The sequence below is a fragment of the Magnetospirillum sulfuroxidans genome, from assembly GCF_018224925.1.
GTDB classification, from domain to species: Bacteria; Pseudomonadota; Alphaproteobacteria; order Rhodospirillales; family Magnetospirillaceae; genus Magnetospirillum; species Magnetospirillum sulfuroxidans.
Genome location: NZ_JAGTUF010000003.1, coordinates 187,533 through 213,366, shown reverse-complemented (window position 1 = coordinate 213,366; position 25,834 = coordinate 187,533). Strand labels below are relative to the sequence as shown.

Sequence of the window (25,834 nt, the reverse complement as noted above, 5' to 3'; positions counted from 1 at the left end):
CTTAACTCTCCTGCTCGGTGACGTTTTTCTCCAGCGTCACGATATTTTTGCTGCCGTCCCGACGATAATCGGTGCGGTCCATGAATTCCTTCACCAAAAACACACCGAGACCACCGATCGGGCGGTCGTCCACGTTCAGACCAAGATCGGGCTCTGGGGCTTCGGAGAAGGGGTTGTATTCTTTGCCGTCGTCGATGATTTCGGTTATCAGCCGCCCGTTGTCCAGCGAGAAACGCACATGGATGTCATGGTGATGACTATCGTCATAGCCATACGAGACGATATTCGTAATCAATTCGTCCAGGCAAAGGTTCAGATTAAAGGCCACCCGCTCGGATAGACCGAGACGTTCGACAAAGTCTTCAACCAATCCGGCCAGACGGGCTAATTCGTCCAGATCATTGGCGATGGTCAGTTCCAGATGGGTATGCGGCGCCGCTGGCGCGATTGCCGGGGCCGGCTTGGGCTGGAACACCACCTTGGGACGCTTGACCACCCGTGGCGTGCTCACCACCTTGGCCGCCAAGGGCCGGGCCATTTGCACCGAGGTCACCGCCGCGATCGGCGGCTTGGCTGAAATTGCTTCCGGTTCCGGCGCTTGGACCGGCGGGGCCGGCCGCACCACCACCTTCGGTCGATTGACCAACCGAACCGCCCCCGATGCCTTGGCCGCAACCGGCTTCACCGTCTTGACGGCGGTAACGGACAGCGGCGGCGCGGCGGGCGGTGCTGGCGGCGTATTTTGCTGTGCGGGGGGCTCGACGCGAGGGGCGGAGGCGGATTCGGGCTCACCGCCGCTGCCTTGGAACCCTGTCAACATGAGCCGGCGCTGTGGCGATTCCGCGGCGGAATCGCTGGCGCTGATGCGGTCAAAGCGCAATGACAGCATGGTGATGTCATCGAATTGCGGGGCGTCGCCGACAAAGGCCTCGACCGAATGCTGAACGGTGTCGATGATCTGTTGCGGATGAATCGTCCCCAAGCCGCCCAGGGTTCGGATCAGACGCGGTTCATCGTAAAGAACCTCGCCGACATCTTGGGCTTCGGTGACGCCATCGGTGTACAGCAAAATGGTGTCGCCCGGCGCGATGACGAACATGCCGGTATCGTATTCCAGATCTTCCAGCACCCCCAAAGCGACGCCGGAAACATCGCGAATCGCCTCGACATCACGGCCTTGGCGCAGGATCAACGGTGGCGGGTGGCCGGCGTTGCAAAAGGCCACCTCGCCCGAGCGGGTATCGACGACCGCATAAAAACAGGTGGCGAACAAGGTCTGCGGGTTATCGGCCGACAACATGGTGTTGACGAAGGCCAGGCATTCACCGGGCGAACGTGACAACGGCGCCACCGCCTTGATCAGCGAGCGGGCAATGGCGATGAACATGGCCGCCGGCACCCCCTTGCCCGAGGCGTCACCGATGACGATGCCCAGGTGATGATGATCGAGCAGGAAGAAGTCGTAGAAATCGCCCCCGACTTCCTTGGCCGGAACCATGGCGGCGTGAATTTGGAACTCGTCGCGCTCGGGGAAGGGCGGAAACACCTGCGGCAGCGACGACAATTGCAGTTCGCGGGCGAAATCCAATTCCTGACGCAGCGCGTTCAACTGGTCGCGGGTGCGCAAAGCCTCCCGCAGGACTTCCGCCTCGCGGGTGCGTTCGGCGATCAGTTTTTCCAAAGACAGATGCTGTTCGCGGATGCGGTCCGACATGGTCTGAAAGGCCACGCCCAACACTTCCAATTCGCCCTTGCCGCTATCGGCGGCTTCGTCTTCGCCCGGCTTTCTTTCGGCCATCGCCTCAATCTGCTTCATGTCGGCGAGGATGGCGGCACGGGCCTCTTCCTCCAGCATTTCCGACAATTTCAGCATTTGCAGACGGATGAACAATTCCTGACGGCGGCGCTGACGCTCACGCCGCTGCTGCAACAGGTCCAGCTTGACGGTGTTTTCGCGGAACACGCCGACGGTCCCGGCGATGCGGCCGATTTCGTCCTTGTCGTTACGCACTTCCAGCGTCACCGAGGTATCGCCGCGTGACAAGGCATTCAACACGGCGATGGCTTCGTCCAGCGGATGGAACGAACGGCGCAGATAGACATAGAAAATGCCCAGGACCAGCGCCAGGAAGCCGACCACCGCGCCGATGGAGACCAGCCGGATCAAGCGTTGGCGCGCCTGGGTTGCCGAAACGTCGCGGGCGGTGACCAAGGCGCCGATGACCCGGTTGAAACCATCTTGCACCGGCAGCACGACGACGGAATAGAACTTCTCGCCGTCCTGCCAGGTCAGCAAGCGGCTTTTGCGCACGGTGATCTTGCCGTTGAACACCGACCACAGGCCCTCGCTGGTGCCCTGAGCCAGTTGGCCGTTGCGATCGACCAGGAAAATATCGGAGCCGGTCGAGGCCTTGAACTCGGATAAGGGCGGCTGCATGTCGGCGGCCAGCACGGCGATCCCGACCACGTCGTCTTTGCCCTGGAGCGGAAAGGCCAAGGTGGCGGTAAAGGTGCGCGAGGCATCTTGCAACACCCCCCGCACCGGCCGCTTGCCATCGACGATCGCCCGAATGGTGCCGGCATCCAAAATCGGCGGATCCAGCAACGACCCGCGTGAGCTGTACAAAAGCTCGCCGTCGCGGTCCAACACTTCCAGGCGACTGATGGTCCCGCGCGCCTTCATGGCCTCGGCCTGCGGGCCGACATGGACCAATGTCTGGGCCGGATCATGCCGGTCCACCGCCGTCACGATCCCTTGATCGGCGGCAATGGCCCGAGCATCGGTTTCCAGGCGCTGCACGGTGTTTTCCACCAGCTTGCGCCAAAAGATTTCCTGGCCGTTCAGCGTTGCCTGGGCATAGCGTTCATCGGCCAATTCCTCGCTTTTCAGGCCGGCGAAGGTCAAGCCTCCGACCAACAGCGAATAGGTGATGGAAACGATCAGCGTTACGCGTGTGCGCAGCAGCATGACGCTTCCCCCTTTTCAACCGCCGCTCCGGCGATATCGTGTTCCGACGCCGCTCCGGCGATATCGTGTTCCAACGCCGCTCCGGCGATGACATGTTCCAACACCGTTCCGTCCGTCGGCACAAAGCCGCGCAGGATCTCTTTGTAATCTTGGGGATCGAACAATCGCAGCCCCTTGGCGCGGAAAGCGTCAAAGGCTTCGCGCCCCGGCAGCGAGCCATAGACCCGTTGGCTGCGATCTTGTTCCAAATGCCGCGGCACCACCCCGTGGCGCAAACCATTCAGCATGGTGAAAAAGAGATCCAGCCCCGCCTGGTAGGTGTTGAGCACGTGCCACAGCAATGACCGCTCCGGCTTGACCGGCAACCAGCCAATGCCCACCACCGGGCCGGTGTCGATACCGTCATCGACCCGATGCAGGGTGCAGCCGATGGCGTCGCCGCCGTCAAGCATGCAGCGGAACGGCGCGAACAAGCCGGCATAGCGGGGCAACGCCCCAGGATGCACGTTATAGGTGCCGAAGCGGGGGATGTCGAAGACGTTGCGGCGGAAGATCAAGGAGAACCGCGCCGACAGCAACACGTCAGGGGAAAATCCACGCAACAGGGACTCGCCCTCGGCCCCATTGATGTCCTCGACCACCTGGATGGTGACGCCATATCGGCGCGCCAAGCCTGCGAAGGTGGCCAAAGCGGCGTCATCGCCATGGTCGCGGTCGATCAGCGGAAACAACGTGTCGATGGGCAGATCGCGCTCAAGAAACTTCATCTCGGCCAATTCCGGCACGGCATTTTCCACTGCCCGCGTCTTGTCCGACAGCAGCACCATCACCGTGTCACCGGCAAGACGCGGCAACATCTGATTGAGAATCAAGGCGCCGGCCAAATCACGCTTGGTGCAAATAACAACCCTCAACGGCATGGCTTCCTTGCTCATGGTCGCACCTCGACGCCGCTATCGACCACTTCCGCCAAGCTGAGCAGGCTCATGGGCGGATAGACTTCCAAGGCCCGCACCACCGGCATGTTGATGATGATGGACAGGCGCTTGGGCGGATCGACCGGCAAATCCGCCGGAGCGATTTTGTGGACCAAAATCTGTTCGGCTTTATAGGCCGTCAGTTGGCCGACGGTGTAATAGCGATAAACACCGCCCAGCATGGCCTTGGACGACAACACCGGGTTTTCGGCGGCGGCGAAGCTGGGAATCTTTTCGGCCAGCGCCGCCGAGGTCAACACATCGCGATTGATGTTCAAGAAAGTGTCGGGGGGAATATAAAGGAAATCCACCCCGGCGGCCTTGAGGTCACGAACCTTACTGGCGATGCTTTCCACCACCGGCTTGCCGTCCACCACCTCTACCGGCGCCACCACCAAATCATAACCATCACGCTTGCCCAAATCGCGCAATTCGTCGGCGGCGACCAGCGAGTTCTTTTCCAGCGGATTGTAGACCATGCCCAATTTGCGCACCGACCGATAGGATTGCAGCAGGTTGATCTGGGTATCCATGGGCACCAGATAGCTGGTGCCGGCGATATTGCGCCCCGACGACGCCAGATTGGGGACGACCTTGGCCCCCACCGGCTGCGAAACGATGGCGAACACCGCCGGGATATCGGTGATGTGCTTGGCCGGATCGACCGTGTCATAGGTCCCCAGCATGTCCACCGTCACCGTCGTCCCCCAGGTGAACACCAGATCGACGCCCAATTGCTTGGCCTCGGCCACGAATTCCGGCAATTTCGAACGGTCCTGGCCGGCATCGCGGATAATCAGCTCAACCGGAATATTCTGGTTGGTGAAGTAATCCTTGAAGCCCTGGGCGGCGTCTTCCCAACCGCGCCACAGCGCCATGTAGATCCGATAGGGCTTCGCCGCCGGCTCGGCCGCGACGGGTCCGCTCATCAGCAATACCGCCGTGACGACGCCAAAGAACAGCCGACCGATCATGGCGCGTCCTCCTCGGTTTCCAGATGGGGGCCGTTGCCATAGGCCCCGGCGACCATGGCGAAGACCATCGCCATCACCAACACCACCGCGCCCAGGCCGATAATGGCCCCACGGCCACCCCACATTTGGAGAAAAACCGCCGCCAGCAACGGGCCAACAAATGACCCGACCCGTTCCAGCGTCCGCAACAGCGCCAGAACCTGGGTGCGGCCGTGACGTTGACATTCAATCCAGCAGATATCGGGAATCGAGGCCAGTTGCGGCGACGCCGACATCCCATGCGAAATCCCCAGGCCGACGATCCCGATCACCAGCGGCAAGGTGCCGTCAAAAGCCAAAGCCGCCAAAATCCCCGCCCCGCCAACCAAGCCGCCCAAGGCCACCTGGCCGATACGCCAGCCCATCTGATCGGCCAGCCGGGTCGATAACGACGACACCGCCAGCATGACCACGGGATAAAGCACCATGACCCGTGCGATCTCGGGCAGCGAATGGCCCGAATCCCACAACGACAGCGGCACCAGGAAAAAGAAATAGCCGGTCAAGGCCATCTTGGCGGGGATCGCCGCGAACAGCACCAGGATGGAAAACCGCCAATTAGAGAAAATACGCAGCAAATGGGTGCCGTGCCGTTCTTCGGCCATGACCACGGATTGAGGTATTTCCGCCATGGACAGCAACTGGCTAAGCAGCCAACCCGACACCAGAATCAGGGCCGTGGAAACGAAGAAGGACGGAGCATAGCCAATGCGATCAGCCAACACCCCCCCGGCGGCGGTGCCGCAAATGGCCGCCGTCAACACGGCGCCGACATAGCCGCCCAAGCCGGTGGCCCGGTTGCTGTCGGAGGTGGTCTTTGAGATGTAACTTTGGCACGCCACCGTCACCAGGGCGTAGCCCAGGCCGGCAATGCCGCGCCACAGACTAAGCTCGATAACGCCATGGGACAGGCCGCTCATGACGCAGCCCAGAACCGCCGGGAACAAACCGAACTGGAACACCTTGCGGCTGCCCAGACGTTCGGTCACCGCCCCCGCCCACAGCGAGCCAAGGGCGATCCCGGCCATGAACACGGCGATGGGCAAGGCGGTCATCAGTTCCGGCGAAAGTCCGGCCACCTGCGCCGGCAGCGCCTGGGCATAAAGCGGCAAGAACGAACGGCTGATTTCTTCGGCGAAGACGAACAAGAACAGCGGCAAGCGAACGTCGGACGACAATTTCTCACGCAGGACCTGCGGAGCCCCCGAGGGATTGAAGCGGAACAAGAAGCGCACGCGGTCGGCGACTTCCCCCACTTTTTCGGCGACGTTGCGGTCGAAATGCCCGGTCCGCACTTCGTCGATATAGGCCATCAGGCCACGATAGGCGTTGTCCACCTGCCGCACGGCGCCATTGAAGGCGCGGACAAAATGGCCGACCTCGTCGGCGGAGGTGATTCCGGGCACCCGGGTAAAATCGCCGCGCCGCGCCTGATGGACCACTTCGGCGACCAGCTTCATCGGCCCGGAGATATTGAACACAACGACAAACAGCAAAATTTCGAACGCGATGATCAGCGAGGTGCCCAGCACCACGGCAATATCATAAAAGATGCCAAACAATTGCGCGGCGATATAGCCGCGATCAAAGCCCACGTGAACCTGCCCGACCAGACCGTCGCGACCGCGCACGGGCAACGCCAGATCGACAAACGCGCCGATATCGGTTTTGCGGCCGGTCATATCAGCCTCGGTCAGGTGCAGCGCACGGTATTGTCCCGCCAATTGATCGGACAAGGCTCCACTCAGGAACAAGATATCGCCGCTGGCCGTGGTCAGACCCAAATAGCGAATTTCCGGATTGCCGTTCAGCAGAGTGGTAAAGAACTCATCGACCCCGACCAGCTTGTCGATGGGAATGCCATACGAGACGGCGCGATCCACCTGGGCCAGCAGATCGCGACCGATGGCGGCGGCCTTGCGATCCATTTCCGGGCTCAAGCCCTCTTCAAAGCGATCAAGGGCGCGCAATGACGCGATGGCCATGGGCGGCACCAGCACCAGCACCGCCAGCATCAGCAATCGCAGCAACAATGAGCGAGAACTATCCAGACGCATGTCGCCCCTCACGCCAGCCGATCAAGGCGTTCGACTTCGTCCGTCGATGTCTTGATATGTTCAATCGCTTCGCGGGTTTTGCCGACGAATTCATCGAATTGACCATCGAACTCACCCAGATCGCCAAGACCGGCGATCGCCACGTCGCCATCCTTCATCAAGGCCCGATCCAAGCCCGCCTCCATCGCCGCCAAACGTCGCCGCACCGGCCTGAGGGCAAGACTGGCCACCACCAAGGTCAACAGACTGAAGCCAACAACCAAACCGCCAATCTCAAGCGCCAGCCGCCCCAGCATCGCCCCCAATTCGCGCTCGACATAGCCCGAAGGATAAAGCAGGACCACCGCGCCTTCCACCTTGCCCAGATTATTGACCAGCGGCAGACCGACGACGTTGGAATCCTCATCCATCAAGGCGAAAGGCTGCGACGAAGTCGCCGTCAGCGGATCAAGCCAGGTTTCCGGAACCGACGCGCCGATGCGGCCGCGATCACTGTTGAACAAAATCTCGCCACGGGCGTCGTAAATCTCGATTCCCTGAATCTGCTCGTCACGCGCCTTTTCCAATTCGATGGTCTCTTGCACCTGACGCAATTGGCGCAAGGCGAAACCAAGGTTGAGGCTATCTTCAACCTTCTTCTTGATGGTGAAGGCGACAAAGCTATAGCGCGAGCGCACCAGCGAGGACATCACCTCCTCGAACTTGAAAAAGCCAAAAAGGGACATCACCATCATGGTGGACACCAAGATGGCGATTAACGCGGCCGAGACCTTGCGCGCCAGGGACCAAGACATGAGCTATCCTCGCCCCACCGGCTTGACGGCACCACCAGCCGATGACAAATGCATGTACTGCATCTTGTCCACCACCCCAGCCCTCCCTTCCCGACAGCCCTGCGCCTGCGTGACGCCGGCCATGCACCCTGATAGGTTTATAGGCTATTTACATAAAGACGCCAAGGGTTCGATAATCCGCGCCTGAAAATAACGGCATATACTTTTGAAATGGAACCTGTGCTCAACAGGTAATAAGGTCTTAATTGTGGATAATCTCAGAGATACTCCGGTGAATACCTTAGATATCATTGGACGCAACCGCCCTATTGGCGTGTTCGATTCCGGTGTTGGCGGTCTGACCGTCGCCGCGGCTCTTCGCCGACGCCTTCCCGCCGAGAGCATGCTTTACCTTGGTGATGTGGCGCGCCTGCCCTATGGCACCAAGGCCCCGCAGACGATTATTCAATATGCCCTCAGGGCCGCCAAGTTTTTCATGACCAGCAACATCAAAATGATGGTGCTGGCCTGCAACACCGCCTCGGCCCACGCCGCCGCCGCCCTGGCGCAGCATTACCCCGATCTGCTGGTTCTGGGGGTTATCGATTCCGGGGCGGAACAGGCCGCCGCCCTATCCCCGCGCGGCCGCATCGTCGTTGCCGCCACCGAAGGCACCTGCCGCTCCGGCGCCTTTGACCGCGCCATCACCGCCCACCGCCCGCAGGCGGAAATCCACCCGGTACCCTGCCCGCTGTTTGTCGCCCTGGTCGAAGAAGGGCTGACAGAAGGCCCGATCGCCGAAGCCATGATCCGCCAATATCTGGGCGCGTATTTCGAAGGCGCCACCGCCGCTGATTGCCTTGTTTTGGGCTGTACCCATTTTCCCTTGCTGCATGCATCGCTGCGCAAGGTCTTGGGACCAGCCCCGGTTCTTGTCGATTGCGCCGAAGCCGTGGCCGAACGAGCCGCCGCCATGTTGACCCAACAAGGTTTGCTGGCGACGGGCGCGGGCCGCATCGACTTGTTCACCACCGATGCCGCCAGCCGCTTTTCCGCCAGCGCCGGCCGTTTTTTCCCCGGTCTTGGCGACGCCCCGATGGTCGAGCTGGTCGATCTGTAAATTCATCACTCTGTCACTTGCCGGCAACGGATCGCCGGACTAGGCATGCGCAACGCCGCCATCAGGAAAGCCGCACATGCGCATCGCCATCGTTACCGACGCCTGGCACCCCCAAAGGAACGGCGTCGTCCGCGTCTTGACGAGCTTGTGCGACACCTTGCGGCACCAGGGGCATCAGATCGTGGTCATCGAGCCAGGATTGTTTCGGTCCATCCCCTGCCCTTCCTATCCTGAAATTCGCCTGTCGCTGTTCGCCGCCGCCGGCATCGACCGGGCCTTGCGCGATTTCGCCCCCGACGCCATTCACCTTCCGACCGAAGGCCCCTTGGGCTGGGCCGGCCGGCGCTGGTGTCTGAAACAAGGCGTCCCTTTCACCACCGCCTATCACACCAAATTCCCCCATTACGTCCGCGCCCGCACCGGCGTGCCCTTGGCTTGGCCCTATGCCCTGATGCAACGCTTTCACGCTCCGTCAGCGGCGGTCATGTGTCCGTCGCCATCGGTTCATCGCGAATTGGGAGAATGGGGCTTTCACAATGCGGTGCAATGGTGCCATGGCGTCGATGCCGCCACCTTTCACCCACAAGCCAAGGATTTTATCGACCTGCCCCGCCCACTCTTTCTGTATGTCGGGCGGGTGGCGGTGGAAAAAAACCTTCCAGCCTTTCTTGAGCTTGATTTGCCGGGCTCGAAGATGGTCGTTGGCGACGGCCCGGCCCGCGCCAGCCTGATGCGGCGCTTCCCCCAAGTTCACTGGCGCATCGCCAATGGCGATCAGGAATTATCGCGCTACTTCGCCGCTGGCGATTGCTTCGTCTTTCCGTCGCTGACCGACACATTCGGGCTGGTCATGCTGGAAGCGCTGGCCTGCGGAATCCCGGTGGCCGCCTTTCCGGTCCCCGGCCCCCAAGACGTCATCGGCAACGCCCCCATCGGTGTCCTCAGCCAGGATTTGCGCGCCGCCGCCCTGGCCGCGCTGGATATTTCGCCCCAACGCTGCCGCGACTATGCCGGCCTGTTTTCCTGGGACCGAGTGGCCGAACAATTCCTGACCTTGCTGCACCCCATCGGCAAAGCGGCGGGAAAAGCCACTTGACCGCAAATAGGACGGCAGGAAATGTTGCTATTTCCCCAGCGCTTCGCCAAACTGGCGCCGCCAATCTCCCCTGACCCCAGCGAGGCCTGAGTGAGCCGTAAGACCAGCAGTGCCATTGCCGCCCTTCTTTGCGTCACCATTGCCGCCCCGGCCTTTGCCAAGCCGCAATGCTATACCCACCAAGATGTCAGGGCGATGCAGGTCCGTCAGTTGCATTACGAACTGATGGTCGCCGCCTTGAAATGTCAGGGCGGCGAGGTGAATTTCCACGACAAGTGGTCTTCCTGGGTCAACCGCTTCGGCCCGATGATGAACAGCAACGCCAATCAGCTGCGCGGTCTGTTCAGCCGCCTGGGCAAGGGTCAAAGCGGCATGGACCGCTATGTCACGCAATTGTCCAATGACGCCTCCATGCGCGCCCAGCATGTGGAAGATTACTGCGACACCCAAGCCAAGCTGTTCGACACCGTGCTCGCCCTGTCGCCGACCGAAATGGAAGCCTGGGCCGTCGACAGCATCGAAAAGCCCATGCCGGCGACCGCCAATTGCGCGGCCACCACGCCCGCCAGCCCGGTCAAGCAAGCCAAGGTCATCGCCCCGGCGCCGACCAAGGCGAAGGTGGAAAAGACCAAGGCCGACAAGCCCAAGCCGACGCGCACCGCCGACGCCAAGGGCTAAGGTCTGGCCGTCATGGCCATGCGCATCTGTTTTTTTGGCGATAGCTTCGTCAATGGCTGCGGCGACCCCGCCATGCTGGGCTGGGTCGGGCGCGTCTGTGCCCGCCAAGGCCAAGGCGGCCATGACCTGACCCTTTACAATCTGGGAATTCGCGGCGACACCAGTCGCGACGTCTTGGCCCGTTGGGTGGCCGAGGCCGAAAGCCGGCTCAAAGCCCACCCCAACCGTCGATTAGTCTTCTCGTTCGGGGCCAACGATGCCGCCCAGAACGTTCCCCGTGCCATCAGCCTGGATCACACAGCCCGTATTCTCAGGGCGGCCTTGGCCTTTGCCCCAACCCTGATGATCGGCCCCGCCCCCATCGCTGACGATGATGTCAGCGATGACCGCGTCGCCAGCTTGTGCCCGCACATGGCATCCCTTTGCCACAGCTTGGGTATCGCCTATTTGCCGGTGCATGCCCGATTACGCCAATCCTCCGCTTGGATGGAGGAAGCCCGCGCCCAAGACGGCGCCCATCCCGCGATCGGTGGCTACACCGCCCTGGCCACTCTGGTCGAAGATTGGCCACACTGGCAGGCGTGGTTTCAGTCTTCCCCCATATCCCGCTGATCCGAACCGATCATCGGGGGCGTCAATCGGCGGCAGCCGGACGGGCTGCCTGCCCCCCTGCCCCCCCTGGCATGAGCGGCACGGCCCCTTGAGTGGGCCGAACCGGAAGCCCACGCCCCGCCCCCTGGTGAAGCCCCTCGCCGAAAACAAGCGATACAAGACGCGCCCCACCGCGAAGACAACAAAAAACCCCCGGCCTTGCGGCCGGGGGTTGATCGTAACGTCGCAGCCGATTAGGGCAGGACGATTTCGACGCGACGGTTCTGCGGCTCGCGCACACCATCGGGGGTCTGCACCAGCGGAGCGGTTTCGCCCTTGCCGACCACCGAGATCTGGTCGGCGGGGATGCCCTGCTTGACCATGTTGGCCTTGACGGCATTGGCGCGCTTCAGCGACAGAGCCATGTTGTACTTGTCCGGGCCCGAACGGTCGGCGTGACCGGTCAGTTCAACACGGCTGGAACCACCCTTCTTGGCGGTATCAACCGCCTGGGTGATGATCTTCGACGCTTCCGGGGTGATGTCCGACTTGTTGAAGTCGAAGAACACGATGAAGTTCTTCAGCGGAGCCGGGGCCGGCTTGGCGACCGGAGCGGGAGCCGGGGCGGCAACCGGGGCCGGGGCCGGGGCGGCAACGACCGGAGCCGGAGCGCCGAACTTATAGGTGAAGCCGGCCAGGATCGAGTGGTTGCGGTAATCCGAGTCACCGGAATTAGCGGTGCCCACATCGGCGTCCAGGGTGGCGAAGTAGCGATACTGAGCCTTCAAAGCCCAGTTGCTGTCGATGTCGTAACCGACGCCGGCAATGCCCTGGTAAGCGAAGGAATTGTCGGAATTGCGGGCGTTGTTGCCGGCGAAATCACCGTCCAACCAAGCCCAACCGATACCGGCGCCGACGAAGGGATGCCACTTGCTGTTCGGCATGAAATCGTACAGGCCGTTAACCATGGTGCTGACCGAGTCGATGCTGTCGTTGGAGCGATAGCCGACTTCGAATTCCACCTTGGGGGCGCCGAAGCTGTAACCGACCTGGCCCAAGCCAACCCAACCCCAATCGGAATCGCTGCCAGTGGCCGAACCCGGGTCTTGCAGATAATTGGCGCCGCCATCAAGGCCCATATACCACTGGGCATTGGCGGCGACAGGCAGGGCGGCGAGAACGCCAGCAACCAGCAGAGTCTTCATGGTGCGCATTGAAAGGTCTTCCTTGTGCATTAATCACGTTCGCAAACTATTAGCGGGATTTCTACCGCAAGACGACGCCCGCCCGCAACAGCCGTCTTAGAGGCGCTTCAATGTTTCACGGCGCCGTGGCATTTTCGCCACTATCCGCCCCCTCGGGCGGCAACGGGTGAACGACTTGCTCGGCCTGACGCTTGAGATGACGGAAGGCCCGGATGCTGACCGGAATCAAACCCAGATAGGCAAATCCCAGCACCACCAGGGTCAACCACGGCTCGGTCACCAAAAAAGCGGCGAGCAAGCCAACAATCAACAGCACCGGCAACACCCAGGCATTGGGGATCCGCACCTTTTTAAAGGAAAAGGTCGGAATGGTGCTGACCATCAGAAACGCCACGCCCAGCAAAAACACCGAAACCACACTGGGCCGCGCGAAAAAGGCCGGGCCGAATTCGAAACTGGCGACCATGGGCAGCAGCACCACCCCGGCGGCGGCCGGCGCCGGAATGCCGGTGAAGAAATTATAGGCGTAAGGCGGCAGATCGGCCTGCCCCAACATGGTGTTGAAACGGGCCAGACGCAGGGCGCAGCAAACCGCGAACAGCAGAACCAAGGCCCAGCCGAAGCCCCCCGCCCCCTGCATGGTCCAAAAATACAGCACCATGGCCGGAGCCACGCCGAAACTGACGAAATCGGACAGCGAGTCAAGCTCGGCGCCGAATTTCGACGTCCCCTGCAGCAACCGCGCCACCCGTCCGTCCAGACCGTCGAGAATGGCCGCCAACACGATGGCCAGCACCGCATGTTCCCATTTGCCATGCAGGGCGAAGCGGATCGAGGTCAGCCCCGCGCACAAGGCCAACACGGTCAGGATGTTGGGGATCAACTTGTTCAACGACAAACCCGGCAGCTTCGGCGGACGAATGATCCGCCGCCGCTTTTGCCCCTCCTGCGCGCGCTGCCGGAACATCTCAGCGCACCTCGCCCAGACGGGCCGGCTCGGCGGCGGCAAGATCGGCCAGAACCGTCTCGCCGGCGATGCAGCGCTGCCCCAAGGCCACTTGCGGCTGCACCCCATCGGGGAAATAAACATCAACGCGCGATCCGAACCGGATCAAACCAAAGCGTTCGCCCGCGCGGATTTGTTGACCTTCCACCAGATCGCACTTGATCCGCCGCGCCACCAAACCGGCGATCTGGACAAAAGCGATCGAGCGACCATCGGCCAATTCCAGGGCGACGGCCATCCGCTCGTTTTCTTCGCTCGCTTTGTCCAGCGCCGCGTTGACGAACTTGCCGGCGTGATAGGCCAGTTTGGTGACCCGGCCGCTCAGCGGCGCACGATTGACGTGAACGTCGAACACACTCATGAACACGCAAACACGCGGGCGCGCAAGATCCCCCAACCCCAACTCGGCCGGCGGCACCGCGTCGCCGACCAAGCAGACGACGCCATCGGCGGGGCTGATCACCAGCCCCTCGCGGGTCGGCGTCACCCGGTCGGGATTGCGGAAGAAATAGACGCACCACAAGGTCGCCATCAGCCCCAACCAGCCCAGCGGCCCCCACAGCCACCCCAGCAACAGGGCCGCGACCGCGAACAAGGCGATGAACGGCCAGCCTTCCCGATGAATGGGAACCATGATGTAGCTGGACATCGAAAGATTTTGAGACTGCAAGGTAAACCTCGTGCGTTGGATGGCGGCGCATTGTAAACGTGGCAGCGCCCGCCGTTAATAGGCTTATGGCGGTTTTATCCGGAATCCGGACGTGCTACGGTCACCGCAGTGTCCGTGAAACAATCAAAGCGCCCATGTCCGATCCCAAGCACCTCATTATCGGCGGCATGTGTCTGCCGTTGGATATCGAAGCCCTGGAAGCGCTGCCCATCAATCCGGGCGGCGTGTTTCAATTCGACTTCACCTTCCACGACATCCGCTTCGCCATCCGCTACGAAGAGGCCGAGGAACACGGCGCCCTGCGCATCGTCGGCGATGTCGGGCCGATGCCGTTTTCCGCCGAATCCCCGGTGGCCCGCGCTGGATTGAACCAGATCATGCGCCGCGCCAACGACGTTCTCAGCCCCAGTTTCCGCGTCGCCTTGGGCCGGATGGTCCTGGGCACCGAGATGGCCATCGAACGCCCGGTCACCGCCACCAAACTGATCGCCACGGTAGCGGCACAACTGATCCCGGCCACGCCCTATCTGGATCTGATCGCCTTGTACATTCGCCCGCCCATGGCGCCGGCGAAAAAAGGCGACGCAGCCCTGCGGCCGGAATGGCGAAAAAAAGCGCTTCCCGCCGCGACGCGGCGCTGATCGCCTGATCAGCGCTTGGGCAGCTGGAACACCTGGCCCGGATAGATCAGGTCAGGATTGCGGATGTTGTCCTTATTGGCTTTGTAGATCACCGTATAGGCATCGCCCGTTCCATAAATCCGCCGGGCGATCCGCCACAACGAATTGCCGGCGGACACCACAATGGCGGTATCGGCGGTCGCCTGCAGGCCGGCTTGCGCCGCCATCGGCATTTCCACCCGCGCCAGGACCTTGCCCTTGTCATCGACCAGATCGGCCCGGACGGTGATATTTTCCGCCTTGGGGGCCGCACTCAGCGTTTTCCAATTGCCATCACCATCAATGACGACGGCGCCGACGAAATTATTGCCGACATAGACGTGCACCTTGCCGCCCTTGGGGCCGCGACCGCCGATGAACAACTTGCCCTTGTCGTCGGTCTCGACAATATCGACGGAGATGCCGCCCTCGCCCAAGGGCGGGCCGATCAACAGCTTGGCGCCGCCTCCGGGCAGCGGCTTGAAGGCAAGAATCTGCTCAGACGGCCGGTCCGGCACCACCAATACCACCGGAGCCCCGGAACCGACCACGGACCCGTCGGGGTTATGCGCCTGCAAGGTCAATTGCCGCGCCCCCGGCGCCATGGGATTATTGGGCACGAACACCCATTCCCCCCGACCATCGGCAATGGTGCGGCCGATTTCGACGCCACCATCCAAGATCACCACTTCCGCCTTGGGCACCGCCCGACCAGCCAGAACCGCATCGCCGCGTTCGCCGATCCGGACCACATCGAAACTGGGTTCGCCCGAGGCGGCATCCCCGGATACTCCCGGTGCGGTCACCGCCGATGACGGCTGCGCCACCGTCTTGGGGTCATCATCCTTACCCAAGCTAAGGGCCAGGATGATGGCCAGCACGGCGGCGGCCAATCCGATAAGAGATATGAGTACGGGTCGGGTCAAGCGGTCCACCTGAGTGGCTATGAAATATGCCTCAAACCTAACGCCTTGCGTCCCTGGGAGCAAGCGCAGCATGGCCTCTCTGCGGTTCAGGCCATTGACCGCCCCCTCGCAAGGCGGGAAAATCAGGGCGAATTAACAGGAGGAAGTATCATGCGCCCATCCGATCACTCCCACCGGGTCAAGGTCTGGGACCTGCCAACCCGCCTGTTCCATTGGCTTTTGGTGGCCCTGATCGTGGCGTTGGGGGTCAGCGGCGAATTAGGCAAACTTGATCTCCATATGATAATCGGCCCGGCGGTGCTGGTGTTGATCCTGTTCCGCCTGGTCTGGGGCCTTATCGGCAGCGAAACCGCTCGCTTTTCCCACTTTGTCCGCGGCCCCAAGGCCATTCGCGCCTATCTGAGCGCCGCCCGCACCGGCGCCGTGCGCTCGGTCGGCCACAACCCGTTGGGCGCGTTCAGCGTCTTGGCGCTGTTAAGTCTGGTCTTGGTGCAAAGCCTTACCGGCCTGTTCACCAGCGACGACATCCTGAGCGAAGGGCCGCTGGCCCATCTGTTGTCGGCCAAAAGCGTGGCCCTGATCTCGACCGTCCACCGCATCTGCTTCAAGTTGTTGCTGGCCTTCATCGTCCTGCATCTGGCGGCGGTGGCGTTTTACCGCTTCGTCAAGAAAGACGACATGGTCGAGGCGATGATCACCGGCACCAAGAAAGTTCCCACCACCGTTGCCGGCATCCGTTTCCGCAACCCCTTGCTGGCCTTGGCCGCGTTGGCGGTGTGCGCCGCCCTGGTCTGGGGCACCTTGGCCGCCTTGCCGGCTCCGGCGTTTTAAAGACCCGGCTCCGGCGTTTTAAGGGACAAGACCTCGCGGGGAGACGTGTTCACCCCCCGCAAAAGGACAACCCCGCCAGATGTCTCCGGCGGGGTTGTTTCATCACAAGAACGTCCTGGCCGGACGACCCGACATTAATCCTTGCGGAAATTGTCGTGGCAGCCCTTGCAGGCCTTGCCGACGCCACCGACGGCGGCCTTGATGCCATCGGCGTCACCGGCCTTGGCGGCGACGGCCAGCTTGGCCGAGGCTTCTTCCAGCATGGTGAAGCCCTTAAGGAAATCGGCCGAGGTGAAGGCTTCCGCCTTGGTGTCGCTGTGGGGAAGGTTTTCCGTACCCTTGGCGAAGGCCATGGGCAGGATCTTGGCCAGGGCCACCAAATTCTCGGCCTTGGCGGCGGCGTCGGCCGGCAGATCGCCCTTCCCCTGGGCGAAAGCGCCGATCGGGCCGAAATTCATCTTTACCGCCTGGAACAAGCCCTGGCGCATCTTCAGGGCTTCATCCGGCTTTTGCTGAGCCAGCGCCTCGGTGGCGAGGCCGGTCACGGCAATGGCGAAAACAGCGGCGGTCAAAGCCTTGGTGATGGAACGCATCGGAAAATCCTTCCGTCCAATTGATCTGAATGTCGGGGGCTATATCCCAAGCCCGACCGGACGTCTGTGACAATATCACGAGTTGTGAAATTTATGGGTGCCGGAAAAACAATACCGAATTGCCCGCCCTGCCCGTTTCCCATCCATAGGTGTAGTTTTTGCCGCTTGCGTTCGTGGTCGAGGATGTTATCGTGCCCCGCTGTCCGGGGTTTGTCAGGTCTCCGCGTGACGTGAGCCGCGCCCCAGCGGAATGTTTGCCAATACCGTCAACACGGGGAACACGTCGATGAATAAGATCAAGGTCACCAATCCTATCGTCGAGCTCGACGGCGACGAGATGACCCGCATCATCTGGAAATTCATTAAGGACAAGCTGATCCTGCCCTACCTGGATGTGGATCTGAAGTACTACGATCTGGGCGTCGAATACCGCGACGAAACCAACGATCAGGTTACCGTCGATGCCGCCGAAGCCATCAAGAAGTACGGCGTCGGCGTCAAATGCGCCACCATCACCCCCGACGAAGCGCGGGTGAAGGAATTCAACCTCAAGAAGATGTGGAAATCGCCCAACGGCACCATCCGCAACATCCTTGACGGCACCGTGTTCCGCGAGCCGATCATCTGCACCAACGTGCCGCGTCTGGTCCCCGGCTGGACCAAGCCCATCGTCATCGGTCGCCATGCTTTCGGCGACCAGTACCGCGCCACCGATTTCAAGGTGCCCGGTCCCGGCACGCTGACCATGAAGTTCGTCGGCGAAGATGGTCAGGTCATCGAACACGAAGTGTTCAACTTCCCCAGCTCGGGCGTTGCCATGGGCATGTACAACCTGGATGAATCCATCCGTGGTTTCGCCCGCGCCTGCATGAATTACGGTCTGGCCAAGAAGTGGCCGGTCTATCTGTCGACCAAGAACACCATTCTCAAGGCCTATGACGGTCGCTTCAAGGACATCTTCCAGGAAGTCTACGAGAAGGAATTCAAGGCCGAGTTCGACAAATACGGCATGACCTACGAACACCGCCTGATCGATGACATGGTCGCTTCGGCGCTGAAGTGGTCGGGTGAATTCGTCTGGGCCTGTAAGAATTATGACGGCGATGTGCAATCCGACACCGTCGCCCAGGGCTTCGGCAGCCTGGGTCTGATGACCTCGGTCCTGCTGTCCCCCGATGGCAAGACCGTCGAGGCCGAAGCCGCCCACGGCACCGTGACCCGTCACTACCGCGAGCACCAGAAGGGCAAGGAAACCTCGACCAACCCGATCGCCTCGATCTTCGCCTGGACCCGCGGCCTGCTGTACCGCGCCCAGTTCGACAACACTCCCGAAGTGGCCAAGTTCGCCACCGCCCTGGAAGAAGTCTGCGTCGAAACGGTCGAATCGGGCTTCATGACCAAGGATCTGGCCATCCTGATCGGCCCCAAGCAGCCGTGGCTGACCACCACCCAGTTCCTGGACAAGCTGGACGAAAACCTGAAGAAGAAGATGGGCGTCGCCTGACCCCTTTCGGCTTCGCCGTAAAGAAAACCCCGCCGGAGCAATCCGGCGGGGTTTTTTGTCACCTTAACCACAGAACAAATGTCATTCAGAACGAGAATCAATATTGATAAAACCTAAATGAAGATCACCACGTTATGAACATGCATCTTTGATTGCAATCCACTCGGAACAAAAATATTATTGAGTTAACTCAACAAAATGTATGGCGATTGTAGAGATGAGCGAGAATGGCATCAAGGAAGTGGCTGAAATACACAAAATTTTTGCCACGGGCGCATCCAAAAACATTCACACTGCCCTGGCCGGCTTCATGTCGACGATCCCCCCCATAGCTCTGGTGATTATTACATGGATCGTTAAAGATAAAATTTCAGAAATTACTATAGACTTGATCCTTCTAACAATTATTCTTTACATGTTCGCCCTTCTCGCAATGCAAAGGCAATCAAAAGAGAAAGAACCAACAGAATACGATGCAATTCACGCCAAGACCTTTACTAACATCGAAAATTCAATAAAAGAAATGAAATCTGATATAGAATCCAGCATCACCAATTTCAACAAAGACATAAACCACTTATCGGAAATAGTTTTAAACGCCAGCGCCCACCTAAGCTTCTCAAAACTTCTTGAGCACCCTTACACAGCTGAAGAATTCCCAAAATTTTGGTCTCGGATTATAGCCTCATCCATGAGCTCCATCCGAGCTATCAATGGAATTTGCGCAGAACGATTAATGGGAAATGGCGCACTCGAAGAAACATTAAAAATATTTGCAGCACACAACATTCAACTAAAGCCATTCGAATCATCTGTCAGCATGGAAAGAATATTTATTGTAAAGGACAAAGAAGACTGCCTGACATTTAGAGAAGCATTCAAACTCCACCTGAAATATGGGGTTCAATTCCACATTTTGTTCGCGAACGAAAGTATTGAATTAGTCAAGAAACAACTATCCTGGCCACTCCAGGAAACTTTCATGATCTGTGATGATTCTATTATCGCAACATTCAGGCTAAATGAAGCCGGACATGTGCAAGACATATGGCCGAGGACAGACAAGAATGCCTGGAACGAATTAGACCACAGATACAAAGCAATTAAGAATGCGGCAATTCAATACCATGCCATTCCAAATAAAATACCGGAATTGCGGGATATTTTCAGCAATGCCTGGGATAGCGACGCTCAATAAATACTTATTCTGCTTTGACAGGAAATGCGTCGCAGACCGAACGCATCAGAACTTCAGTTCCAGCCCGGCGCCGAAATGCAGGCCGGAATTAGGCAGGCTGGCGGCGTCCTCACCCCGGCTGGCGGCAGCGAAACCGCCCAGGCTGAAGGACGGCGTCAGTTCGTGGGTGAAGGACAGCGATAGCGACAGGTCACTGGCTTGGCCCAATGCGCCGCTGGAAACGCCCATCTGCGCCGGATTAAGGCTGAAACCCGCCGCTTGGGTCCATTGATAGCCAAGACTGAGGGCGGCAAGCCCGTCCAGGCCCAACGGCGAAACGTGCTGGCTGGCGGTAAGATCGGCAACGCCGTTGCCGTTGCCGCTTTTCAACGACGACGTCACCCGGCCCCAATCGCTGGAATAAGCGGCATAGCCGCCGACCGCCATACCGTCGATGGCGGCAACGCCATCGGCCGCCGTCGCCAGCGGCGCCGCGATGGAACCCAGACTAAAGCCGCCAAGGGAATAAACCGCCACTTTATTGTCACCAGCCAAAGCCGGCAAGCCGATGGAGCCACCGCCAGGAACCAGACGCGGCCGCACCGCCTCGCCGGCCCAAGCGGGGGCGGCGATCACCAGGCATACGGATAAAGCGACAAGATTTCGGATCATGGCCTTCAACGACACACTATGTATTGCGGACTCATATAATGTTGCCGCCGCCGGTGCAAAGCCCCTGAGTGCGAATCCGAGTCAAATGAATCACAGCGTTGCCCAAACGCAACAGGTCGCGACCAGCATCAATCCAGCTCGGGCTTTTTATCGCGGTCCAACAATCGTTCTGGCCGATGCAGGAAGGCCGCCAAGCGGGCCTGGATCTTGCGGTTGACGCTCCCCACCGGATAACGCCCGTTCTCGTCAGCCTCGCCCGCCGGTACGCCGGTCAGCACTTCGATGCCTTGATCCACATGCTCAACCGGATAGATGGCGAAGCGACCCTGGCGGCAGGCTTCGACCACATCGGCGCGCAACATCAGATGGGCGCTGTTGCTGGCCGGAATCAGCACCCCTTGGCTGCCGCTCAGACCACGCGAGACACAAAGATCAAAAAAGCCCTCGATCTTTTCGTTGACGCCCCCGATCGCCTGGATCCGGCCGAACTGATCGACCGAGCCGGTCACCGCCAAATCCTGACGGATCGGCACCCCGGACAAAGCCGACAGCAAGACGTAAAGTTCGGCCGACGAGGCCGAATCGCCGTCAACGCCGCCATAGGATTGTTCGAACACCAGCGACGCCGATACGGAAAGCGGTTCGGTTTCGCCGAACCGGGCGGCCAGGAAGCCGGACAGGATCAAGACCCCCTTGCCGTGCAGCGGCCCGCCCAAATCGATTTCGCGCTCGATGTCGATGACGTCACCCTTGCCGGCATGGATGCGGGCGGTGATGCGGGCGGGATGACCAAAGGCGAAGTTCCCCAGCTCCAGTACCGCCAGGGCATTGATTTGCCCGGTTTCGCTGCCGCTGGTGGCGACATGAATGATGCCGCGGCGGATTTCTTCTTGAACGTTGTCGCGCACCCGGTCCTGGCGGCGGATGCTGGCGTCGATAGCCCGCTGGACATGACCGGCACCGATGATGCCGACCTTGTCTTGCATCGCCCAATGATCGGCCTCGCGCACCAGATCGGCCAGCGAGGCCATGTGGGTCGACAGCTTTTCCGCATCCTCGACCAGCCGCGACGCCTGTTCGACCACGCGGGCCATGGCGCCTTGATCCAGCGGCAACAGACCTTCCTTGCGGGTCAGCGTCGCCACTGAACGGGCCAGTTCCAGCACCGCCTGGGGCGAGCGATCCATGCGCCAGTCGAAATCGGCGGCAACCTTGAACAGCTCGGAAAATTCCGGATCATGGTGCGACAATTGGTAATAGAGCATGGGGTCGCCGATCAGCACCACCTTGAGATCCAAGGCGATGGGCGCGGGCTCTAAACTGAACGTGGACAATATCCCCATGGACTGGCCCGGACTTTCGATCCGCACTTCACGCACCTTCAAGGCCCGCTTCAAATCCTCCCAGGCGAAGGGATTCATCAGCAGCTTACGCGCGTCCATGACCAGGAAACCGCCATTGGCCTTATGCAACGAGCCGGCGCGGATCAGATTGAAATCGGTGATCAGCGCCCCGAACTGGGCCAGATGCTCAATCCGCCCGATCAGATTGGGCTGGGTTGGATAATCCTCATAGACCACCGGGGCGCCTTGGGTCTGATCGTTATCGACCAGCACATTGACCCGATAGCGGCGAAAGGCGTCCCCGCCCAAGCTCCGCCGCACCTTGGCGGAACGGTCGTCATCGCCAAGGAAATCAGTGACATTGGCGGCGACGTCGGCGGCCACCGCGGTCAGATAGGTCAACACCGCCGGCAGATCGGAATATTTGGCGATCAGTTCGTCCAGCAGATGCTCGATGGCGAAGGCGACCACGTCATGATCCAACGCCCGCAAGCTGGCGCGGGATTCACGCTCCCATTTCGGCACCAGCTTAAGGGTGGCCTCCAGCTTTTCCTGCAACGCCGCCATATCGGTCTTGAAACGGTCTTGCTGGTCGTCGGGCAATTGCTTGAATTGCTCGGGCGACAAAACCTCCGTGTCCTTCATCGGCGCCAAGGCCAGCCCCACCGGCGTGCGGACCAGCGCCACGCCATTTTTCCCCGCGTCATGGGCGATGGCGCCAAAGGCTTGCTCTTGCCGTTCCTTCAGCGCGTCTTCGATGGCTTGACGGCGGTTGCGGTATTCCTCGGCTTCGAAGGCGGCGGGCAAGGCCTGCCCCAACTCGCCAATCAGCCAATCCATGTCCTTTTTCAAAAGGATCGCCCGGCCCGCGGGCAAGCTGAGGGCTTTCGGGCGCTGGTTTTGCTCGAAATCGTTGATATAGACCCAATCGCCGGGCGCCGGGCGCTCGGTTGCTTGCCGGCTCAGCAGACGCATGACCAGCGAACGCCGGCCGGTGCCTTCCGCCCCCAGGGCGAACAGGTTGAAGCCGCGATGGCGCATGCCCATGGCAAAGCTGATCGCCTCCATGGCCCGCTCTTGGCCGATGGCGTCATCGGCATCGGCCAATTCGGCCGTGCTTTGGAACGGCAGCGAGTGCGGGTCGCAACGGGTGAACAGGCGTTCGGGCGGCAAAGGCGACAACGACACCGGCTGATCTCCGCTCAAGCTTCGTCCTCGATCCGCTCCATGTCGTCATCACTGAAACCGAAATGATGGCCGATCTCGTGAATCAAGACATGCATGACCAGCGATGTCAGGTCCTCGCCGGTTTCGCACCAGTAATCCAGAATGGGACGACGATACAGGTAAATCATATCCACATCGGTCCGCGGACCGGTGGTGGAAAAACTGGTCAACGGCAAGGCGACGCCGCGATACAGCCCCAGCAGGTCGAACGGGGTTTCCAGCTCCATTTCCTGCTCGGTGTCTTCGTCGGGGAAATCTTCGACCCGGATCACCACGTCGGCGGCATAAGCGCGCAATTCCTCGGGGATTTCGGCGAAGGCTGCGTGGGCGATGGTTTCCAGATCGGCCAAAGTCGGCGGAACCGTGTGCGGGGGGATGAGACGTGACATGGCTATTACCTTACCCTGCCTTGAACCTGCCGTGAAGGGTGCCCATTACCAAATGGGTAAACCGCAGGCGAGTTCCATCATGATCCAATCCTTGCGCCATGACGAACGATCCCGGGCCTTGGCCGGACTTTCCGGCTGGAAAATATGCCCGGACCGCGACGCCATCGAGAAATCTTTTACTTTCAAGGACTTTTCCCAAGCCTTCGCCTTCATGACCCGCGTCGCCTTGGCTGCCGAAAGGCAGGACCACCACCCGGAATGGAGCAACGTCTACAACCGTGTCACCATCATCCTCAGCACTCATGATTGCAACGGGTTAAGCGGCAAGGACATCACGCTCGCTCATACGATCGACACAATCCTTTCATAGGCTCATTTACACTGACCGGGGGCTGTGGAATCATGCGCCCCGACCTTCACGTTTTTCACGAAAGCGCCGCTTCCATGAGGATTGCCGTCATCGTCGCCGTGCTCGCCGCCGCCATCTCTGGCCCGGCCATGGCGCAAGGCAAGCCGGCCGCCAAATCGGCCCCCACCGCCAAGCCCGTCGCCAAATCCGCCACCCCGGCCAAGCCCAGCCTTGTTCAATTGGCGGCCGAAGGCGATATCCAGGCACAATATGATCTGGGGATGAGCCTGCTGAACGGCGACAAGCGTATCAAGAAGAACCCGGCGCAAGCGGTCGATTGGCTGACCCTGGCCGCCAGCAACGGCCACGCCGCCGCCGCCGCCGCCCTGGCCAAGGGCTTCGAACAAGGCTGGTTCGGCAAGCGCGACCCGCAGGAAGCGGCCAATTGGTGGTACCGCGCCGGCGATCTGGGGCAGGCCGAAGCCCGGCAACGCTTCCTGAGCCTGTATTTGGACGGCCAGACCGGCTCCATCGGTGGTCCCGCCGGGGTGCGTTGGCTGGAACAGATGGCTGGCGAGGACAACATCCGCGCCATCCTGGCCTTGGGCCGGATCTACGAATTCGGCGAAGGCATGATCGTCGATCACGCCAAGGCGCAACGCTGGTATCGCATCGCCGCCATCGCCGGCAGCGCCGAGGCGCAATACCGCCTGGGCAGCATGCTGCTGGCCGAACCGGCGGCATGGCGTTTGTTGTTCAAGGATGCCGGACGCGAAAAGGACAACACCGAGCGCGACCGCCTGTATCCGACCCGCGACGCGGCCGAACAGGCGGCCGGCGGCGACCGGCGGGCCGATATCATGCGTCCGGGGATGATCCATGGCGAATTCTGGCTGACCCACGCGGCCGAGCACGGACACCCGCAGGCGGCGCTGATCTTGGGCGAGGCTTATCTGAACGGCCGCGATCTGCCTTTCGACTTGTCGCAAGCCATCCGTTGGCTGTCCATATCGGCCTTGGCCGGCGAGCCCCAGGCGATGAAATGGCTGGCTGACCTGGCCGTCGTCGGCCAAGGATTTTTCGCCCCCGATCCGGTGCGGGCCTGGGTCAATTACGACATGGCCGCCAGCGCCGGCTTAAAGGATGCGGAAGAATCCCGCGACACGCTGGCCAAGGGCATGACCCCGCGTCAGTTGAGCCGCAGCCGCCAGATCGCCGCCGACCTGCGCGCCTATTGAGACCAAATCCCGATGAGGCCCCACCTCATCGGGATTTGGTCATATCAGCGCTCGCGCCGCAGGATGAAGCGGGCGCTGTTGCCCTTGGCGTTGGCGGCGACGCCGAACACCTTGCCGCCATCGGTGAGCACGCCTTCCATGACGAATTGGCCACCGCCGGCACTGATGGAGAAGGTGCAGCCGCTGACCGCGTCGACATTACCGTCAAAGCGGGTGCCTTCGCTCCAGCCCAGGCCGTCATTGATGCTGCCCTTGCGTTCCAGCGACCACACCAGGGCGGTGCCTTGGCGATGAAATTCCCACCGGCTTTGCGGACTGACCCAACGCCCGACCAGCCATTCGCCATTATTGGCCAAGGCGGTGTCGCACAGCGGCTCGGGCAGGGAACCGGGCGGGCCGGCCTTGGGGAATTGCGGCAATTCCTGCGCCAGGGCAGGCAGGGACGCGCACAGGCAAAGCGCCAAAGCGAAAACGCGCATGGACATCCTTTTCATCGGCTGGGGCGAACGGGAACGTAGCCGCGGTCACGCATGCACATATCCAAATAGGCGTTGATGCGCTTGCGCGCCTGGGCGCGGTCATAATCGCGGAAATTGCTGTCGGCTTCGCTTTCCCGATAGCCGACCTGCTCGTCGGCCCATCGGCGACAGCTATTGTAATCGGATCTCCATTGATCCTTCGGCGCGGTCGGATGTTGCCAGGGCACCGAGGCGGCGGAACAACCGGCCCCAGCCAAGACCAAGCACAAGCAGGCGGCAAGACGCGGAAACAA

Annotated in this window: 25 protein-coding genes; 10 read left to right on the top strand and 15 right to left on the bottom strand. The window is 60.8% G+C overall.

The window, feature by feature from the left end; translation table 11 throughout:
* Nucleotide 1 precedes the first annotated feature (1 nt).
* Genes KEC16_RS06050 through KEC16_RS06030 form a run of 5 tightly spaced genes read right to left on the bottom strand, consistent with a single transcriptional unit; the run spans nt 2 to nt 7,809 of the window.
* The gene (locus tag KEC16_RS06050) at nt 2-2,968 is read right to left on the bottom strand and encodes a SpoIIE family protein phosphatase (RefSeq protein ID WP_249208833.1); all 2,967 of its coding nucleotides are present in this window, start codon (nt 2,966-2,968) and stop codon (nt 2-4) included.
* Nucleotides 2,947-3,903, bottom strand: coding sequence for a formyl transferase (locus KEC16_RS06045; protein WP_211546855.1), 957 nt, complete (start codon nt 3,901-3,903; stop codon nt 2,947-2,949). Before KEC16_RS06045 ends, KEC16_RS06050 begins: the two co-directional genes overlap by 22 nt.
* Complete coding sequence (locus tag KEC16_RS06040; RefSeq protein WP_211546853.1) at nt 3,900-4,919, bottom strand: ABC transporter substrate-binding protein; 1,020 nt, start codon at nt 4,917-4,919, stop codon at nt 3,900-3,902. Before KEC16_RS06040 ends, KEC16_RS06045 begins: the two co-directional genes overlap by 4 nt.
* Entirely contained in the window at nt 4,916-7,015 is a 2,100-nt protein-coding gene (locus tag KEC16_RS06035; RefSeq protein WP_211546851.1) for an MFS transporter, read from the bottom strand. The genes KEC16_RS06040 and KEC16_RS06035 overlap by 4 nt, the downstream gene beginning before the upstream one ends.
* An 8-nt stretch (nt 7,016-7,023) precedes the next feature.
* A complete protein-coding gene (locus tag KEC16_RS06030; RefSeq protein ID WP_211546849.1) occupies nt 7,024-7,809 on the bottom strand; it encodes a hypothetical protein in 786 nt (261 codons plus the stop codon).
* A 271-nt stretch (nt 7,810-8,080) separates the two neighbouring features.
* Between KEC16_RS06030 and murI the strand changes: the two genes are divergently transcribed.
* The 4 genes from murI to KEC16_RS06010 all read left to right on the top strand — a co-directional run bounded on the left by murI (nt 8,081) and on the right by KEC16_RS06010 (nt 11,294).
* Nucleotides 8,081-8,908: a glutamate racemase gene (murI, locus tag KEC16_RS06025; protein ID WP_211546847.1), complete on the top strand. Its 828-nt coding sequence runs from the start codon at nt 8,081-8,083 to the stop codon at nt 8,906-8,908.
* A gap of 76 nt (nt 8,909-8,984) precedes the next feature.
* Entirely contained in the window at nt 8,985-10,004 is a 1,020-nt protein-coding gene (locus KEC16_RS06020; RefSeq protein WP_211546845.1) for a glycosyltransferase family 4 protein, read from the top strand.
* A 90-nt stretch (nt 10,005-10,094) separates the two neighbouring features.
* Nucleotides 10,095-10,682, top strand: coding sequence for a hypothetical protein (locus KEC16_RS06015; RefSeq protein WP_211546843.1), 588 nt, complete (start codon nt 10,095-10,097; stop codon nt 10,680-10,682).
* Nucleotides 10,683-10,694: 12 nt separating this feature from the next.
* Complete coding sequence (locus KEC16_RS06010; protein WP_211546841.1) at nt 10,695-11,294, top strand: GDSL-type esterase/lipase family protein; 600 nt, start codon at nt 10,695-10,697, stop codon at nt 11,292-11,294.
* A gap of 233 nt (nt 11,295-11,527) precedes the next feature.
* Here KEC16_RS06010 and KEC16_RS06005 read toward each other — a convergent pair whose 3' ends face one another.
* The 3 genes from KEC16_RS06005 to KEC16_RS05995 form a co-directional block, all read right to left on the bottom strand.
* Nucleotides 11,528-12,487, bottom strand: a complete 960-nt coding sequence (locus KEC16_RS06005) for an OmpA family protein (protein ID WP_211546839.1) — start codon at nt 12,485-12,487, stop codon at nt 11,528-11,530.
* A 106-nt stretch (nt 12,488-12,593) separates the two neighbouring features.
* Complete coding sequence (pssA, locus tag KEC16_RS06000) at nt 12,594-13,445, bottom strand: CDP-diacylglycerol--serine O-phosphatidyltransferase (RefSeq protein ID WP_211546837.1); 852 nt, start codon at nt 13,443-13,445, stop codon at nt 12,594-12,596.
* A 1-nt stretch (nt 13,446) separates the two neighbouring features.
* Nucleotides 13,447-14,154, bottom strand: a complete 708-nt coding sequence (locus KEC16_RS05995; RefSeq protein WP_283091881.1) for a phosphatidylserine decarboxylase — start codon at nt 14,152-14,154, stop codon at nt 13,447-13,449.
* Nucleotides 14,155-14,288: 134 nt separating this feature from the next.
* Here KEC16_RS05995 and KEC16_RS05990 point away from each other — a divergent pair, with 134 nt between their 5' ends.
* The gene (locus KEC16_RS05990; protein WP_211546833.1) at nt 14,289-14,795 is read left to right on the top strand and encodes a hypothetical protein; all 507 of its coding nucleotides are present in this window, start codon (nt 14,289-14,291) and stop codon (nt 14,793-14,795) included.
* A gap of 8 nt (nt 14,796-14,803) precedes the next feature.
* Here the strand turns inward: KEC16_RS05990 and KEC16_RS05985 are convergent, their stop codons facing one another.
* Nucleotides 14,804-15,748, bottom strand: coding sequence for a LysM peptidoglycan-binding domain-containing protein (locus KEC16_RS05985; protein ID WP_346344038.1), 945 nt, complete (start codon nt 15,746-15,748; stop codon nt 14,804-14,806).
* 141 nt (nt 15,749-15,889) lie between these two features.
* Between KEC16_RS05985 and KEC16_RS05980 the strand changes: the two genes are divergently transcribed.
* On the top strand, nt 15,890-16,570 hold the full coding sequence (locus KEC16_RS05980; RefSeq protein WP_211546829.1) for a cytochrome b/b6 domain-containing protein: 681 nt from the start codon (nt 15,890-15,892) through the stop codon (nt 16,568-16,570).
* A gap of 134 nt (nt 16,571-16,704) precedes the next feature.
* Here the strand turns inward: KEC16_RS05980 and KEC16_RS05975 are convergent, their stop codons facing one another.
* Nucleotides 16,705-17,163, bottom strand: coding sequence for a c-type cytochrome (locus KEC16_RS05975; protein ID WP_211546827.1), 459 nt, complete (start codon nt 17,161-17,163; stop codon nt 16,705-16,707).
* Nucleotides 17,164-17,449: 286 nt separating this feature from the next.
* On the opposite strand from KEC16_RS05975, the gene KEC16_RS05970 reads away from it, so the two are divergent.
* On the top strand, nt 17,450-18,667 hold the full coding sequence (locus tag KEC16_RS05970) for an NADP-dependent isocitrate dehydrogenase (RefSeq protein WP_211546825.1): 1,218 nt from the start codon (nt 17,450-17,452) through the stop codon (nt 18,665-18,667).
* 217 nt (nt 18,668-18,884) lie between these two features.
* A complete protein-coding gene (locus KEC16_RS05965) occupies nt 18,885-19,865 on the top strand; it encodes a hypothetical protein (RefSeq protein WP_211546822.1) in 981 nt (326 codons plus the stop codon).
* Between the two features lie 45 nt (nt 19,866-19,910).
* Here the strand turns inward: KEC16_RS05965 and KEC16_RS05960 are convergent, their stop codons facing one another.
* From KEC16_RS05960 to KEC16_RS05950, 3 genes are all read right to left on the bottom strand, one after another.
* A complete protein-coding gene (locus KEC16_RS05960) occupies nt 19,911-20,516 on the bottom strand; it encodes a hypothetical protein (RefSeq protein WP_211546820.1) in 606 nt (201 codons plus the stop codon).
* 128 nt (nt 20,517-20,644) lie between these two features.
* On the bottom strand, nt 20,645-23,065 hold the full coding sequence (locus KEC16_RS05955) for a Lon protease family protein (RefSeq protein ID WP_211546818.1): 2,421 nt from the start codon (nt 23,063-23,065) through the stop codon (nt 20,645-20,647).
* Nucleotides 23,062-23,475, bottom strand: coding sequence for a metallopeptidase family protein (locus KEC16_RS05950; protein WP_211546817.1), 414 nt, complete (start codon nt 23,473-23,475; stop codon nt 23,062-23,064). The genes KEC16_RS05955 and KEC16_RS05950 overlap by 4 nt, the downstream gene beginning before the upstream one ends.
* On the opposite strand from KEC16_RS05950, the gene KEC16_RS05945 reads away from it, so the two are divergent.
* Together KEC16_RS05945 and KEC16_RS05940 are read left to right on the top strand one after the other, a co-directional pair.
* Nucleotides 23,474-23,845, top strand: coding sequence for a 4a-hydroxytetrahydrobiopterin dehydratase (locus KEC16_RS05945; protein WP_428846052.1), 372 nt, complete (start codon nt 23,474-23,476; stop codon nt 23,843-23,845). The genes KEC16_RS05950 and KEC16_RS05945 overlap by 2 nt on opposite strands.
* A 74-nt stretch (nt 23,846-23,919) precedes the next feature.
* Nucleotides 23,920-25,062: a tetratricopeptide repeat protein gene (locus tag KEC16_RS05940; RefSeq protein WP_211546815.1), complete on the top strand. Its 1,143-nt coding sequence runs from the start codon at nt 23,920-23,922 to the stop codon at nt 25,060-25,062.
* A gap of 44 nt (nt 25,063-25,106) precedes the next feature.
* Here KEC16_RS05940 and KEC16_RS05935 read toward each other — a convergent pair whose 3' ends face one another.
* Both KEC16_RS05935 and KEC16_RS05930 read right to left on the bottom strand, forming a co-directional pair.
* The gene (locus KEC16_RS05935) at nt 25,107-25,541 is read right to left on the bottom strand and encodes a hypothetical protein (RefSeq protein ID WP_211546813.1); all 435 of its coding nucleotides are present in this window, start codon (nt 25,539-25,541) and stop codon (nt 25,107-25,109) included.
* Nucleotides 25,542-25,552: 11 nt separating this feature from the next.
* Nucleotides 25,553-25,834 carry a hypothetical protein gene (locus KEC16_RS05930; RefSeq protein ID WP_249208827.1) on the bottom strand — a complete coding sequence of 94 codons (282 nt, stop codon included), beginning with the start codon at nt 25,832-25,834 and terminating at the stop codon, nt 25,553-25,555.

What these genes read in the sequence shown, in the direction of transcription:
- KEC16_RS06050 (WP_249208833.1), bottom strand. Translation starts at nt 2,968, where the DNA reads ATGCTGCTGCGCACACGCGTAACGCTGATCGTTTCCATCACCTATTCG.
- KEC16_RS06045 (WP_211546855.1), bottom strand. Translation starts at nt 3,903, where the DNA reads ATGAGCAAGGAAGCCATGCCGTTGAGGGTTGTTATTTGCACCAAGCGT.
- KEC16_RS06040 (WP_211546853.1), bottom strand. Translation starts at nt 4,919, where the DNA reads ATGATCGGTCGGCTGTTCTTTGGCGTCGTCACGGCGGTATTGCTGATG.
- KEC16_RS06035 (WP_211546851.1), bottom strand. Translation starts at nt 7,015, where the DNA reads ATGCGTCTGGATAGTTCTCGCTCATTGTTGCTGCGATTGCTGATGCTG.
- KEC16_RS06030 (WP_211546849.1), bottom strand. Translation starts at nt 7,809, where the DNA reads ATGTCTTGGTCCCTGGCGCGCAAGGTCTCGGCCGCGTTAATCGCCATC.
- KEC16_RS06020 (WP_211546845.1), top strand. Translation starts at nt 8,985, where the DNA reads ATGCGCATCGCCATCGTTACCGACGCCTGGCACCCCCAAAGGAACGGC.
- KEC16_RS06010 (WP_211546841.1), top strand. Translation starts at nt 10,695, where the DNA reads ATGGCCATGCGCATCTGTTTTTTTGGCGATAGCTTCGTCAATGGCTGC.
- KEC16_RS06005 (WP_211546839.1), bottom strand. Translation starts at nt 12,487, where the DNA reads ATGCGCACCATGAAGACTCTGCTGGTTGCTGGCGTTCTCGCCGCCCTG.
- pssA (WP_211546837.1), bottom strand. Translation starts at nt 13,445, where the DNA reads ATGTTCCGGCAGCGCGCGCAGGAGGGGCAAAAGCGGCGGCGGATCATT.
- KEC16_RS05990 (WP_211546833.1), top strand. Translation starts at nt 14,289, where the DNA reads ATGTCCGATCCCAAGCACCTCATTATCGGCGGCATGTGTCTGCCGTTG.
- KEC16_RS05980 (WP_211546829.1), top strand. Translation starts at nt 15,890, where the DNA reads ATGCGCCCATCCGATCACTCCCACCGGGTCAAGGTCTGGGACCTGCCA.
- KEC16_RS05975 (WP_211546827.1), bottom strand. Translation starts at nt 17,163, where the DNA reads ATGCGTTCCATCACCAAGGCTTTGACCGCCGCTGTTTTCGCCATTGCC.
- KEC16_RS05970 (WP_211546825.1), top strand. Translation starts at nt 17,450, where the DNA reads ATGAATAAGATCAAGGTCACCAATCCTATCGTCGAGCTCGACGGCGAC.
- KEC16_RS05965 (WP_211546822.1), top strand. Translation starts at nt 18,885, where the DNA reads ATGAGCGAGAATGGCATCAAGGAAGTGGCTGAAATACACAAAATTTTT.
- KEC16_RS05960 (WP_211546820.1), bottom strand. Translation starts at nt 20,516, where the DNA reads ATGATCCGAAATCTTGTCGCTTTATCCGTATGCCTGGTGATCGCCGCC.
- KEC16_RS05945 (WP_428846052.1), top strand. Translation starts at nt 23,474, where the DNA reads ATGGCTATTACCTTACCCTGCCTTGAACCTGCCGTGAAGGGTGCCCAT.
- KEC16_RS05950 (WP_211546817.1), bottom strand. Translation starts at nt 23,475, where the DNA reads ATGTCACGTCTCATCCCCCCGCACACGGTTCCGCCGACTTTGGCCGAT.
- KEC16_RS05940 (WP_211546815.1), top strand. Translation starts at nt 23,920, where the DNA reads ATGAGGATTGCCGTCATCGTCGCCGTGCTCGCCGCCGCCATCTCTGGC.
- KEC16_RS05935 (WP_211546813.1), bottom strand. Translation starts at nt 25,541, where the DNA reads ATGCGCGTTTTCGCTTTGGCGCTTTGCCTGTGCGCGTCCCTGCCTGCC.